The following is a 15,678-nucleotide window of genomic DNA, read 5'->3' as shown; positions in this document are numbered from 1 at the left end:
GACCTGCTGATACTTCTTCTCATTCGCTAATTTTTCCGGTGTGCATTCGTTTTATAGGGACGACGTGCCTTTGTGCTTCCTGCCTACTGATCCGGATGCTGAGAAATGAATGCTGAAGACTCCTTGAAACTTGCTCGCCGGTTTATCGGGTTGCCCCTGGAAAAGCGCCAGATGTTCCTCGCGGCCCTGCAAAAGGAGGGCGTGGATTTCGCCCGTTTCCCGATTCCCGCCGGGATCGAGGCCGACGATCGCCAGGCGTTGTCTTACGCGCAGCAACGGATGTGGTTTCTCTGGCAACTGGATCCGCACAGCGGCGCCTACAACTTGCCGGGCGCGGTGCGCCTGACCGGACGGCTGAACCTGTCAGCGCTGGAGCAGGCATTTGCTGCGCTGGTGGAGCGACATGAAACCTTGCGCACGGTGTTCCAGCGCCAGGCGGATGACAGCCTGCTGCAAGTGCCGGCCCCGACTTCCTTGAACATCCAGCACGAAGATTTCAGTGCGCTGCCGGCCACCGAGCGCGAGCAGGCTGTCGTGCGTGCCGCCGAGCAGCAATCGGTGTTGCCGTTCGATCTGGCGGTCGGGCCGTTGCTGCGGGTGACGTTGCTCAAGCTCGCCGAGCAGGAGCACGTCTTGCTGCTGACCCTGCACCACATCGTTTCCGATGGCTGGTCGATGAATGTGCTGATCGACGAATTCATCCGCTGCTATGACGCCTTTGACGCCGGCCAGTTGCCGGCGCTGGCGGCCCTGCCGGTTCAGTACAGCGATTACGCGCTGTGGCAGCGTCGCTGGCTGGAGGCTGGCGAGCAAGCGCGGCAACTGGAGTACTGGCAGGCGCAGCTGGGCGACGAGCATCCGGTGCTGGAACTGCCGCTGGACCATTCGCGTCCGGCCATGCCGAGCTATCGCGGTACGCGCTACGAGTTTGCCGTCGACGGCCCGTTGGCCGACCAGTTGCGCACCACCGCGCAACAGCATCAGGTCACCTTGTTCATGTTGTTGCTTGGCGCGTTCAATGCGCTGCTGCACCGTTACACCGGGCAGACCGATATCCGTGTCGGCGTGCCGATTGCCAACCGCAATCGCGCCGAGATCGAAGGCCTGATCGGTTTCTTCGTCAACACCCAGGTGCTGCGCACCCAGATCGATGGCCAGACCCGCGTCGATGCGTTGTTGCAGGCGATCAAAGAGACGGCGCTCGGCGCCCAGGCGCATCAGGATCTGCCGTTCGAGCAACTGGTCGAAGCACTGAAACTGGAGCGCAGCCTCAGTCACACACCGCTGTTCCAGGTGATGTACAACCACCAGCCGCAGGTGGCCGATATCGCCGCCCTCGGCACCGCGTCGGGCCTGGTGCTCGACAGCCTCGACTGGCAAAGCCGCACCACTCAGTTTGACCTGACACTCGACACCTACGAGAAGGGCGGCAAGCTGCACGCCGCCCTGACTTACGCCAGCGATCTGTTCGACGCGCCGACCATCGAGCGTATGGCGCGCCACTGGTTGCGTCTGCTCAAGGCCATGGTCGCTGATCCCGCGCAACGCGTTGGTGAACTGCCATTGCTGGACGCAGATGAGCAGCACAGGCTGGTTCATGCCTGGAACGCGACGACAGCGGTTTATCCGACCGGGCAACCCGTTCATCAATTGATCGAAGCCCAGGTGGCCCGTACCCCGGATGCACCGGCGCTGGTGTTCGGCGAACAAACCCTGAGCTACGCGCAACTGGATGCGCGAGCCAACCAACTGGCTCATCTGTTGCGTGAGCAAGGCGTGCGCGCCGACAGCCTGGTGGGGATCTGCGTCGAGCGTTCGCTGGAAATGGTGATTGGCCTGCTGGCGATTCTCAAGGCTGGCGGCGCCTATGTGCCGCTGGATCCGGAGTACCCGCAAGAGCGCCTGGCCTACATGATCGAGGACAGCGGCATCACCTTGCTGCTGACCCAGAGTGCGCTGCTGTCGTCGCTGCCGACTGCCGGGGTGAAAGTGATTACCCTCGATCAGGAAGCCGACTGGCTGGATCGCTACAGCGAAAGCCGTGTCGAGGGCGGCGTAGATCCGCAAAACCTCGCGTACGTGATTTACACCTCCGGTTCCACCGGTAAACCCAAAGGCGCCGGCAACAGTCATGCGGCGCTGGTCAACCGGTTGTGCTGGATGCAGGAGGCTTACGCACTGGATGCCAGCGATTCGGTGCTGCAGAAAACCCCGTTCAGCTTTGACGTGTCGGTCTGGGAGTTTTTCTGGCCGCTGCTGACCGGTGCGCGTCTGGTCGTGGCAGCGCCGGGCGCGCACCGCGATCCGTCGCTGTTGATCGAGACCATCAACCGCTACGGCATCAGCACGCTGCACTTTGTCCCGTCGATGTTGCAGGCGTTCATTCATGAGCCGGGCGTCGAGGCCTGTGTCGGGCTCAAACGGATTGTCTGCAGCGGCGAAGCGCTGCCGCTGGACGCGCAACTGCAAGTGTTCGCCAAACTGCCGAATGCCGGACTCTACAACTTGTACGGCCCGACCGAAGCGGCCATCGACGTCACCCACTGGACCTGTGTCGACGAAGGCGCCGACAGCGTGCCGATCGGGCGGCCCATCGCCAACCTGCGCACCCATGTGCTCGACGCCGAACTGTTGCCGGTGCCGAGCGGCGTGGCGGGTGAGTTGTATTTGGGCGGAGCGGGGCTGGCGCGCAGTTATCACCAGCGTCCGGCACTGACCGCTGAGCGTTTTGTACCGTGCCCCTTCCACGAAGGCGCGCGCCTGTACCGCACCGGTGACCGGGTCCGCCAGCGTGCCGACGGCGTCATCGAATACCTCGGGCGTCTCGACCATCAGGTGAAGCTGCGTGGCTTGCGTATCGAGCTGGGCGAAATCGAAACCCGCCTGATGCAGCATCCGCTGGTGCGCGAAGCCGTGGTGCTGGTGCAGGGTGGTAAACATCTGGTCGGCTACCTGGTGCTGGAAACCGCTCAGGCAGACGAACAGTGGCAACAGGACGTCAAGGCCTGGCTGCTCGGCAGCCTGCCGGAATTCATGGTGCCGACTTACCTGATGACGCTGGCCAGGTTGCCGGTCACCGCCAACGGCAAGCTGGATCGCAAAGCCTTGCCGCAGCCGGATGCCGCGCCGCAGCAAGCTTTTGTCGCGCCGCAGGATGCCATGCAGAAAGCCCTGGCGGCGATCTGGGAAGACGTGCTCGGTTTGCAACGCGTGGGTCTGGAAGACAACTTCTTCGAGCTGGGCGGCGATTCGATCATTTCGATTCAAGTGGTCAGCCGCGCGCGGCAGGCCGGGATCCGTATCAGCCCGCGCGATCTGTTCCAGTATCAGACGGTGCGCAGTCTGGCGCTGGTCGCGATCCTCGACCGTCACAGTTCGGTGGATCAGGCGCCGGCCACGGGCGAAGCCTTGTTGGGGCCGATCCAGCAGCAGTTCTTCAGCCGCGCGATGCCCCGGCGTGAGCACTGGAACCAGTCCCTGCTGCTGACCCCGCGCGAGGCGCTGAATGCTCAGTGGCTCGACGCCGCGTTGACCCATGTGATCAATCATCACGATGCCTTGCGCCTGCGTTTTGTCGAGGGTGCCGAAGGCTGGCAGCAAGCGTACGCCGCACAGCTCGAACGCGCTGACCTGTGGCAGCGCACGGCCGAAACGGCCGAGCAACTGACCGCCCATTGCGACGAAGCCCAACGCAGTCTTGATCTGGCCAGCGGGCCGTTGTTGCGTGCCGTGTTGGTGAGCATGGCCGATGGCACTCAGCGCTTGTCGCTGATCCTCCATCACCTGGTGGTCGACGGCGTGTCCTGGCGTGTGTTGCTGGAAGATTTGCAGCAAGCCTACGAACAGCTCGCGGCGGGCGGTGGCGTGCAATTGCCGGCCAAGACCAGCGCGTTCCAGAGCTGGACTGCGCGCCTGAGCACCGAGGCTGCGCGCTTCGACGATCAACTGGTTTACTGGAAAGCCCAGCACAACGGCGCACGGGATCTGCCGTGCGAACGTCCTGAGGGCAGCCTGCAAAACCGTTTCGGGGAAAAGATCGAATGGCGTCTGGACGCCGAGCGCACGCGCCAATTGTTGCAACAGGCACCGGCGGCGTATCGCACGCAAGTCAACGATCTGTTGCTGACGGCCCTGGCGCGGACCATCAGTGGCTGGAGCGGGCAGCCCGGCACCCTGATTCAACTGGAAGGCCATGGTCGTGAAGACCTGTTCGACGACATCGACCTGACGCGCACCATCGGCTGGTTCACCAGCCTGTTCGCCGTCAATCTGGTGGCGACCGAGGATCTCGACGGTTCGATCAAGGCGATCAAGGAACAACTGCGTGGGGTGCCGGACAAAGGTCTGGGTTATGGCGTGCTGCGTTATCTGGCCGCGCCGTCGGTGCGCGAAGAACTGGCCGCATTGCCTGCGCCGCGCATCACCTTCAACTATCTGGGGCAGTTCGACCGTCAGTTCGATGAGCAGGCGCTGCTGGTGCCATCCGCCGAGTCCGGCGGTGTCGCCCAGGATTCACAGGCGCCGCTGGACAACTGGCTGACCGTCGAAGGCCAGGTCTACGGCGGCCAATTGAGCCTGAGTTGGGGCTTCAGTTCACAGATGTTCGACCGTGCCACCGTGCAAAGCCTGGCTGATCGCTACGCGGTCGAACTGACGGCGCTGATCGAGCACTGCTGCGCCCTCGACACTGCGCAAGCCACGCCATCGGACTTCCCGCTGGCGCGCATCAGCCAGGCGCAACTGGATGCGTTGCCGGTCGCCGCTGCTGTCATCGAAGATGTCTATCCGCTGTCGCCGATGCAGCAGGGCATGCTGTTTCATACCTTGTATGAACCGCAGGCCGAGGCTTACATCAGCCAGATGCGTCTGGACATTCAGGGCCTCGATCCGCAGCGTTTTGCCAGTGCCTGGCAAGCGGCGCTGGCGCGTCATGACGTGCTGCGCAGCAGCTTCCACTGGCAAGGCCTGGACAGCGCCCATCAGGTGATCAGCCGTCAGGTGCAACTGCCGCTGCAAGTGCTGGACAACACCGACACCGATGCGCTGGCCGAGACTGAGCGGGCGCAGGGTTTCGAACTCGACTGCGCGCCGCTGCTGCGCCTGAAACTGGTGCGCACCGGCGCCGATCACTGGCATTTGATCTACACCAGCCATCACATCCTGATGGACGGCTGGAGTAATGCCCAGTTGCTCGGCGAGGTGATTTCTCACTACCCCGCCGGGCGCTCACTGCCGGCGCCGGTCGGGCATTACCGCGATTACATGGGCTGGTTGCAGCAGCAATCGGCAGACGCCGGCAAGGCGTTCTGGAAGGCTGCGCTGGCGCCGTTGCAGGCGCCGACGCTGCTTGCCGATGCCCTGCGTCCGCCCGTGGGCGGCCATGGCACTGACGAGCATCGCGAGGTGATCGACGAAGCTGCAACGCGGCGTCTGGGCGAGTTCGCCCGTCAGCAGAAAGTCACCCTCAACACGTTGCTGCAAGCGGCCTGGAGCCTGTTGCTGCAACGCTACACCGGGCAGGATTGCGTAGCGTTCGGCGCCACAGTGGCCGGTCGTTCGGCGCCGCTGCCGGGCATCGAGCAGCAACTGGGGCTGTTCATCAACACCTTGCCGCTGGTGTGCAACCCGCGCCCGGATCACCGCGTCGGCCAGTGGCTGAGTGATCTGCAAGCGCAGAACCTGGCTCTGCGCGAGTTCGAACATGTGCCGCTGTACGACATTCAGGGCTGGGCAGGGCAGCAGGGCTCGGCGCTGTTCGACAGCCTGCTGGTGTTCGAAAACTTCCCGGTCGCCGAGGCGCTGAAACAGGGCGCTCCGGCCGGGTTGACCTTCGGCAACCTGCACAACCACGAACGCACTCACTATCCGCTGACGCTGGGTATCGAACTCGGCGCCACGCTGAGCCTGGAGATGAGCTACGACGCTGCGCGATTCAGCGCCGCCCAGGTGCACAGGCTCTGCGCCAACCTGCGCCACTTGCTTGAGCAACTGATCGCCGACGCCACAGATTGCCTCGGCAACCTGACGCTGCTCGATGAAGCCGCCACACACGCCATGCTCGCCCACTGCCGGCCACCCGCGCTGCTGCTGCAGCACACCGGGCTGGTGCACGAGCGTATTGCCGCGCAGGCCAAAGCCACACCGCAGGCCCTGGCCGTACAGTGCGGTGACCAGCGCCTGAGCTATGACGAACTGAACCGCCAGGCGAATCGCCTGGCCCACCGTCTGCTGGCCAGCGGTGCGGCGCCGGGCAAACGTGTCGGCCTGGCGCTGCGCCGTGGCCCGCAAATGATCGTCAGCCTGCTGGCGGTGCTGAAAACGGGCGCCGCCTACGTGCCGCTTGATGCCAACTACCCGGCCCAGCGTCTGGCCTACATGATCGAAGACAGCCGGGTCGATCTGCTGCTCGACGAATCCGCTCTCCTGCAAGACGTGCCGCTTGCGGCGGGCCTGGAGTATTTGCAACTGGGCGACCTCATCGAAACGCTGGACGCTTACCCGGACAGCGATCCGCTGAATCACGCCACGGTCGATGACCTGGCCTACGTGATTTACACCTCGGGCTCCACCGGTCAGCCAAAAGGCGTGGCGATTGCTCACGCGGCGCTGCGCGAGTTCTGCCAGACCGGTGCCGAGTATTCGGCGCTGACTGCCGATGATCGCGTGCTGCAATTTGCGACCTTCAGCTTCGACGGTTTTGTCGAGCAGTGTTACCCGCCGCTGTGTGTCGGCGCAGCGCTGATCATGCGCGGCGACGAACTCTGGGATGTGATCCGGTTGGCGGACGAGATCGTCGGCCACGGCGTGACGCTGGCGGACTTGCCGGCAGCTTACTGGTTCTTGCTGGCGCGTGAATGCGCTGGCGGCAACGTCGTGAGTCTGGGCGCGTTGCGCCAGGTGCATGTCGGTGGCGAAGCCATGTCGGTCGAAGGCCTGCGCCTGTGGCACGAAGCAGGGCTGAGCCACGTACGCTTGCTCAACACCTACGGTCCGACCGAGGCGACGGTGGTGTCGAGCGTTCACGACTGCCGCCTGAGCGATGCCAGCGACACCTTCGGCATTCCGATTGGCCGGGCCATTCCCGGCCGCGCGTTGTACGTGCTCGACAGCGCCGGGCAATTGTTGTCGGCCGGTGGTGTGGGCGAGTTGTGCATCGGCGCGAGCGCCTGTCTGGCCCAGCAGTATTTCGATCGTCCGGCCCTCACCGCCGAACGCTTCCTGCCAGACCCGTTTGCCAGCGAGGCGGGGGCGCGTCTGTATCGCAGTGGCGACCTGGCGCGTTACAACGAAAACGCTGATCTGGAGTACGCCGGACGTATCGACCACCAGGTGAAGATTCGTGGCTTGCGCATCGAGATGGGTGAAATCGAAGCCTGCCTGCAAGCGCAGGAGGGCGTGCGCGCCGCGGCCGTGATCGCTCAGGATTTTCCGGGCGGCGCGCAGCTGGTGGCTTACGTGGTGCCCGAAACAGGCACCGAACCTGCGACCGCGCAGGCGCAGTGGCTGGACTCGCTCAAGGCTTCGCTGCAACAGGTGCTGCCGGATTACATGGTGCCGGCGCACCTGCTGGCGCTGGACGCATTGCCCCTGAACAACAACGGCAAACTTGATCGCACCGCGCTGCCAAAAGTCGAGCTGAGCCAGGCCCGGTGCGTTCATGCAGCGCCGCAAACCTTGCTGCAAGTGCAGCTGGCGCAGATCTGGGAAGCCGTGCTGGAGTCCGGCGCGGTGGGGCTCAACGATCACTTCTTCGAACGAGGCGGCCATTCGCTGCTGGCTACCCAAGTGATTTCCCGGGTCCGCCAGACACTCAAAATTGATGTGCCGATGCGCACCCTGTTCGAGCAACCGACGCTGCAAGCCTTTGCCGCCGCCTGCGCCACCCTGCAACACAGCGAAAGCGTGCCGATGACGGCGCTGCAACGCGGTGATGCACTGGCGTTGTCTTATGCCCAGGAGCGGCAGTGGTTCCTCTGGCAGCTGGAGCCGGACAGCGCCGCTTACCACGTGCCAAGTGCGCTGCGCTTGCGCGGTGCGCTGGACATCGCCGCGTTGCAGAACAGCTTCAATCAACTGGTGGCGCGTCACGAGCCGTTGCGCACCACGTTCCGTCAGGACGACGAGCGCACTGTGCAGGTGATTCATGCGCAGGGCCAACTGACGATTGAACAGCACAGCCTCGACGCCGAGGACACTCTTTCGAACTGGGTGCAGGCGCAGATTCGCCAGCCGTTCGATCTGCTGAACGGGCCGCTGCTGCGCGTCAGCCTGCTGCGTCTGGCGGCGGATGATCACGTGCTGGTGATCACTCAGCACCACATCGTTTCTGACGGCTGGTCGATGCAAGTGATGGTGCGCGAACTGATGGCGATGTATGCCGCACAACGCGCCGGCCAACCGCTCGAACTGCCCGCGCTGGCGCTGCAATACGCCGATTTCGCGCAGTGGCAACGGCAGTGGATGGAGGCGGGCGAGCGTCAGCGTCAGCTCGATTATTGGGTGGGCCAACTGGGCGGCGAACAACCGGTGCTGGAGCTGCCGCTCGATCATTCGCGTCCGGCGGTGCAGAGCTACCGCGGCGCGCGACTGGATGCACCATTGGAGCCCGCGTTGAGCATGCAATTGCAGGAGCTTGCCCGACGTGAGGGCGTGACGATGTTCATGCTCCTGCTGGCCTCGTTCCAGACCCTGTTGCACCGCTACAGCGGTCAGGACGATATCCGCGTCGGCGTGCCGATTGCCAACCGCAACCGCGCCGAAACCGAGGGCCTGATCGGCTTCTTCGTCAACACCCAGGTGATGCGTGCACAGTTTGCCGGCGACCCGAGTTTCCGTGATCTGCTGGCGCAGACACGGCAGGCTGCAATGGGCGCCCAGGCGCATCAGGATCTGCCGTTTGAGCAATTGGTGGAAGCGCTGGCGCCAGAGCGCAGCCTCAGCCACAGCCCGTTGTTCCAGGTGCTGTTCAACCACCAGCGCGATGCGGCGCCGGTCACCGATGTGGCGGATTTACGCATCGAAGGCCTGCCGTGGAACAGCGCCACCGCACAATTCGACCTGACCCTGGACACCACGGAAACCGCCGCCGGGCTGATGGTCAGCCTGACCTACGCCAGCGACTTGTTTGAAGCGTCGACCATTGCGCGCCTGTTCGAACATTGGCAGGCATTGTTGCGGGCGATTGTCGCTGAGCCGCAGCAAGCGATCGCCGCGTTGCCGATGCTCGCCGCGCAAGAGCGCCAGCAGATCCTCGAAGACTGGAACGCCACTGCCACCGAATACCCGCTACACCTGAGCGTGCAGCAGTTGATCGAAGCGCAAGTGCTGCGCACCCCGGGCGCCCCGGCGCTGAAGTTCGCCGACGAATGCCTGAGCTACGCGCAGCTCAATGCCCGCGCCAACCGCCTGGCGCACAAGCTGATGGCGCAGGGTGTCGGGCCTGAAAGCCTGGTCGGCATCGCTGCCGAACGTTCGATCGAAATGGTCGTCGGTCTGTTGGCCGTGCTCAAGGCCGGGGGTGCCTACGTGCCGCTCGACCCGGAATACCCGCAGGATCGCCTGGCCTACATGATCGAAGACAGCGGCGTGCAGCTGTTGCTGACTCAGGCGCATCTGCTCGATGCCTTGCCATTGAGCGGGCAGGTGCAAACCCTGTTGCTCGAGGAATCGCTTGAGGGCTTCGCCAGCGACAATCCGGCCGTGGCGGTCACCGGTGAAAACCTCGCCTATGTGATCTACACCTCCGGTTCCACCGGCAAACCGAAAGGTGCCGGCAACCGTCATGTCGCCCTGACCAACCGTCTGTGCTGGATGCAACAGGCCTATGAGATCGGCGCGGGCGACAGCGTGCTGCAGAAGACGCCGTTCAGCTTTGACGTTTCGGTGTGGGAGTTCTTCTGGCCATTGATGACCGGCGCACGGCTGGTCGTCGCAGCGCCGGGCGATCACCGCGATCCGGCAAGACTGGTGGCGTTGATCAACCGCGAACACATCACCACGCTGCACTTTGTGCCGTCGATGTTGCAAGCCTTCCTGCAGGACGCCGACGTCGCCACGTGCACCCGCCTGCAACGCATCGTGTGCAGTGGCGAAGCGCTGCCGGCGGACGCGCAACAGCAAGTCTTCGCCAAACTGCCGGCGGCCGGGCTTTACAACCTTTACGGCCCGACGGAGGCCGCCATCGACGTCACGCACTGGACGTGTGTGGAGGAGGGCCGCGACAGCGTGCCGATCGGACAGCCGATTGCCAACCTCGGCTGCTACATCCTTGACGACAACCTCGAGCCGGTGCCGACCGGTGTGCTCGGCGAGTTGTACCTGGCGGGCGTCGGCCTGGCACGCGGTTACCACCAGCGTCCGGCGCTGACCGCCGAACGTTTTGCCGTCAGCCCCTATGGCGATGGCGAGCGGATCTACCGCACCGGCGACCTGGCGCGCTACCGCGCCGACGGCGTGATCGAATACGCCGGCCGGATCGACCATCAGGTCAAGCTGCGCGGCTTGCGTATCGAGCTCGGTGAAATCGAAGCGCGTCTGCTGGAGCATGGCAACGTCCGTGAGGCGGCGGTGCTGGTGATCGACGGCAAGCTGCTGACCGCTTACGTGGTGTTGAACGAAGAAAGCGCAGACTGGCGCGACAGCCTGATGCGCCACCTGCACGCCGGACTGCCGGAGTACATGGTGCCCAATCAGTGGCTGAATCTTGCGCAGATGCCGTTGAGCCCCAACGGCAAGCTGGATCGCAAGGCGCTGCCGAAACCCGAATTGGGCGCCGGCAAGGCCGAATACATCGCGCCGCGCAATGAGCTGGAGCAACGTATCGCGGCGGTGTGGGCTGATGTGCTGAAGCTGCCGCGAGTAGGGCTGGGCGATAACTTCTTTGAACTGGGCGGTGATTCGATCATTTCGATTCAAGTGGTGGCCCGTGCCCGTCAGGCCGGTATCCGCTTTACCCCCAAGGACTTGTTCCAGTATCAGACCGTCCAGGCACTGGCAGGCGTCGCGACGCTGGGCGATGGTGCGGGGCAGATCGACCAGGGCCCGGTCAGCGGTGCCACGCCGTTGCTGCCGTTCCAGCAGTGGTTCTTCGCGACGGACATTGCCGAGCGTCATCACTGGAACCAGTCGGTGATGCTCAAGCCGGCGATCTGCATTGAGGCCGATGCACTTGAACAAGCCTTGCAGGCGTTGGTTGCGCATCACGATGCCTTGCGCCTGTCGTTCACTGAAACCACCGACGGCTGGACCGCGAATCACCACGCAACAACCGTCAGGCACGCGCTGTTGATGCAGGCTTCGGTCAGCGATGAACAACAGTTGCAGGACGCCTGCCTTGCGGCGCAGCGCAGCTTCGACCTGGCTCAAGGTCCGCTGTTGCGTGGCTTGCTGGTGAGCCTGGCCGATGGTTCACAACGCTTGTTGCTGGTGGTGCACCACTTGGTGGTGGACGGGGTGTCCTGGCGGATTCTGCTGGAAGATTTGCAAAGCGCTTATCAACAGCGCATCGACGGCAAACCCCTGCGCCTGCCGGCCAGGACCAGCGCCTTCAAGCACTGGGCCGAACGCTTGCAACAGCACGCGCCGCAACTGGCGGGTGAACTCGATCTGTGGCGCGCACAACTGGCTGATGCGCCCGTCGACCTGCCGTGCATCAATCCGCAGGCCCGTCTGCAAAACCGCGATGCGCACACCGTACAGACGCGCCTCGATCAAGCGCTGACCCGACAACTGCTGCAACAGGCGCCGGCGGCGTATCGCACTCAGGTCAATGACCTGCTGATGACCGCGCTGGCCCGGGTCATCTGCCGCTGGACGGGGCAGGCTTCGACCCTGATACAGCTGGAAGGGCACGGTCGTGAAGACCTGTTTGACGACCTTGACCTGAGTCGCAGCGTCGGCTGGTTCACCAGTCTGTTCCCGGTGCGCCTGAGCCCGACCGCGTCGCTCGACGGTTCAATCAAGCAGATCAAGGAACAGTTGCGGGCGATTCCCGGCAAGGGCCTGGGCTTTGGCGTGCTGCGTTACTTCGGTGATGAAGCGACCCGCCGCGAGCTGGCGGCGCTGCCGACACCGCGCATCACGTTCAACTACCTCGGGCAATTCGACAGCCAGTTCGATGACGGCACACTGTTCGCCCCGGCCAGCGAAAAGGCCGGGGACGAACAAAGTCCGTTGGCGCCGCTGGGCAACTGGCTGGAGCTCAATGGTCAGGTCTACGGTGGCGAGCTGAGTCTGGGCTGGACGTTCAGCCGCGAGATGTTCGATGAAGCGACCATTCAACGTCTGGCGGATGAGTACGTGAGCGAACTGGCGGCGCTGATCGAGCATTGCTGCGCTGCACGCAATGCCGGCGTCACGCCGTCGGACTTTCCGTTGGCGCCGCTCAACCAGCAACAGCTCGATGCCTTGCCGCACGCCGGTGCCGAGGTCGAAGACATCTACCCACTGTCGCCGATGCAACAGGGCATGTTGTTCCACAGCCTGTACGAACAGGGTTCGGGGGATTACATCAACCAGATGCGCGTCAGCGTCGAAGGTCTTGATCCCGAGCGTTTGCGTCAGGCCTGGCAGGGCGCCGTCGATCGGCATGCGATTCTGCGCACGCGCTTCGTGTGGATCTCCGAGCAGGAGCAGCCGCTGCAAATCGTCCAGCGTCGTGCCCAATTGCCGTTCAGCCTGCATGACTGGCGCGGTCGGCCTGACCTGGCGGGAGCGCTCGACGGGCTGGCGCAGGAGCAACTGCAACAAGGCTTCGACCTGTTGCAGGCGCCCTTGCTGCGCCTGGTGCTGGTCCGCACCGGCGATGACCGCTTCGAGATGATCTACACCAGCCATCACATTCTCATGGACGGCTGGAGCAACTCGCAGTTGCTCGGCGAAGTGATGCAACGCTACGCCGGTGAAACCCCGGCCGCGCCGGTGGGCCGCTATGGCGATTACATCGGCTGGCTGCAGCGTCAGGACGGTCAGGCCAGCGAGCGTTTCTGGACGGAGCGTCTGGCCGACCTGGACGAGCCGACCCATCTGGCCCGCAGTTGCCTCGATACACTGGCGACTGCCGGCCAGAGCGGTTACGACCAGCAGACCCATTGGCTGGACCGTGAGCAGACACAACGTCTGGGGGCGTTCGCCCGTCAGCACAAGGTCACCCTCAACACCGTGGTGCAGGCCGCCTGGCTGCTGCTGTTGCAGCGTTACACCGGGCAACCGACCGTGGCGTTCGGCGCTACGGTCGCCGGGCGTCCGGCCGAGTTGCCAGGTGTCGAGCAACAGATCGGTCTGTTCATCAACACGCTGCCGGTGATCGCCACCCCGCGTGTCGAGCAATCCCTCGGTGAGTGGCTGCAAACCGTGCAGGCGCTGAACCTGGCCATGCGCGAATTCGAATACACGCCACTGGCGGACATTCAGCGCTGGTCCGGGCAACGCGGTGAAGGCTTGTTCGACAGCCTGCTGGTGTTCGAGAACTACCCGGTGTCGGAGGCGCTGAACAACGGTGCGCCGCAAGGCTTGCGTTTCGACCAGGCGCGCAGCCAGGAGCAGACCAACCTGCCGTTGACGGTGCTGGTGGACCTGAGCGACAGCCTGTCGTTGCAGTTCGCCTATGCCCGTCAGCATTTCAGCGCAGCGCAGATCGAGCAGATCGCGGGTCACCTGCAGCACCTGTTGCAGCAAATGGCCGACTCGCCCGCGCAACGTCTGCTGGCCGATCTGAGCCTGTTCGATGACGCACAACAACAGGCGATGTTGCACGACTGGAACCGCGCGCCGGCCACCTTTGCGCAAACCCGCACCTTGCCACAGCTGATCGAAGCGCAAGTGCGGCGGGCGCCGCAGGCGATTGCCGTGAGCCTGGGCGAGGAGCAATTGAGCTACGGCGAACTCAACGCCCGGGCCAACCGCCTGGCCCATGCTCTGATCGCGCGGGGCGTCGGGGCCGATGTGCTGGTGGGGCTGGCAGCCGAGCGCTCGATCGAAATGATCGTCGGCCTGGTCGCCATCCTCAAGGCTGGCGGGGCTTACCTGCCGCTGGATCCGCAGTACCCGGCCGAGCGCCTGCAATACATGATCGAAGACAGCGGCATTGCCTTGCTGCTGATGCAGCCGGGTGTGCTCGATCATCTGGAGGTTGCCGAGCGCGTCGAAACCCTGCTGCTGGGTGATGACAGCCGCTGGCAGGATCAATTGGCAACCGATCCGCAGGTCTGGGCCGACAGCGCCAGCCTCGCTTACGTGATCTACACCTCGGGCTCCACCGGCAAGCCGAAAGGTACGCTGCTGGCTCACGACAACGTGCTGCGTCTGTTCGAGGCCACGCAGCCCTGGTTCAACTTCGGTGCCGAGGACCGCTGGACGCTGTTCCACTCGTATGCGTTTGACTTTTCGGTCTGGGAAATCTTCGGCGCACTGTTGCATGGCGGGCGTCTGGTGATCGTACCGCACAGCGTCAGCCGCTCGCCGCAGGAGTTTCATGCGCTGCTGTGCCGTGAGCGCATCACCGTGCTCAACCAGACGCCGTCGGCATTCAAGCAACTGATGCAAGTCGCTTGCGATGCGCCGCAGGTTCCGCAACTGTCGTTGCGTTACGTCGTGTTTGGCGGTGAAGCGCTGGAAGTGCGCAGCCTGCGTCCATGGTTCGAACGCTTCGGCGATGCCGCGCCACAGCTGATCAACATGTACGGCATCACTGAAACCACGGTTCATGTGACCTACCGACCGTTGACCCTGGCCGATCTCGAACAGGATGCCGGCAGCCCGCTGGGCGAGCCGATCCCGGATCTGGGCTGGTACGTGCTCGACGCCGACCTGAAACCGGTGGCCAAGGGCTGCATCGGCGAGTTGCACGTCAGCGGTGCCGGGTTGGCACGCGGTTATCTCAAGCGTGCCGACCTCAGCGCCTTGCGTTTCGTGCCGAACCCGTTCGCTGGCGACGGTGCGCGGCTGTACCGCACCGGTGACCTGGCGCGCTATCGCGCCGATGGCCGGATCGAGTACGCCGGGCGTATCGACCATCAGGTGAAGATCCGTGGCTTCCGTATCGAGCTGGGTGAAATCGAGGCGCAACTGTTGGCGCTGCCGCAAATCCGTCAGGCCGTGGTGCTGGATCAGCCAGGCGCCGGCGGCGTGCAACTGGTTGCGTATCTGGTGGCCGATCAGTCGGTCGAGCTCGACCAGCAGGGTCAGTGGCGTGAACGCCTGCGCCAGGCGCTCAAGCACAACTTGCCGGATTACATGGTGCCGGCGCACCTGTTGCTCCTCGACAGCCTGCCGCTGACCGCCAACGGCAAGCTTGATAGCAAGGCCCTGCCACAACCGGACGCCAGCCTGCTGCAACACAGCTATGTGGCGCCTGAAACTGAACTGCAACGGCAGATCGCCGGGGTCTGGGCCGATGTCCTGAAACTGGAGCGGGTCGGCCTGACAGACAATTTCTTCGAGCTCGGCGGTCATTCGCTGCTGGCCACGCAGGTGGCCCTGCGTCTGCGTGAGTTGCTGGGCTTCGAAGTGCCGTTGGCCAGCCTGTTCGCCAGTGCCGATCTGGCGGCTTTCAGCGAAGCCGTACAAGCCCTGCAACCCGATTTGCAGCCCGTTCATGATGTTTTGGCTAAATCCTTGGAGGCTCTCAATCGTTTATCAGCAGATGAACTTGAAAAACTGATTTCCTGAGAGGACCACGGC

General features: G+C 63.9%; 1 protein-coding gene. It reads left to right on the top strand.

Annotated elements, in window-relative coordinates:
- Positions 1–105 precede the first annotated feature (105 nt).
- Positions 106–15,666, top strand: a complete 15,561-nt coding sequence (locus CAF73_RS19295) for a non-ribosomal peptide synthetase (protein ID WP_085703519.1) — start codon at positions 106–108, stop codon at positions 15,664–15,666.
- Positions 15,667–15,678: the final 12 nt, after the last annotated feature.

The sequence above is a fragment of the Pseudomonas sp. B15(2017) genome (assembly GCF_002113215.1).
GTDB lineage: Bacteria > Pseudomonadota > Gammaproteobacteria > Pseudomonadales > Pseudomonadaceae > Aquipseudomonas.
This window is presented reverse-complemented; position numbering and strand designations above follow the sequence as displayed.

Excerpts from the sequence above, each read along its gene's own strand:
- CAF73_RS19295 (WP_085703519.1), top strand. The coding sequence starts at position 106 with ATGAATGCTGAAGACTCCTTGAAACTTGCTCGCCGGTTTATCGGGTTG.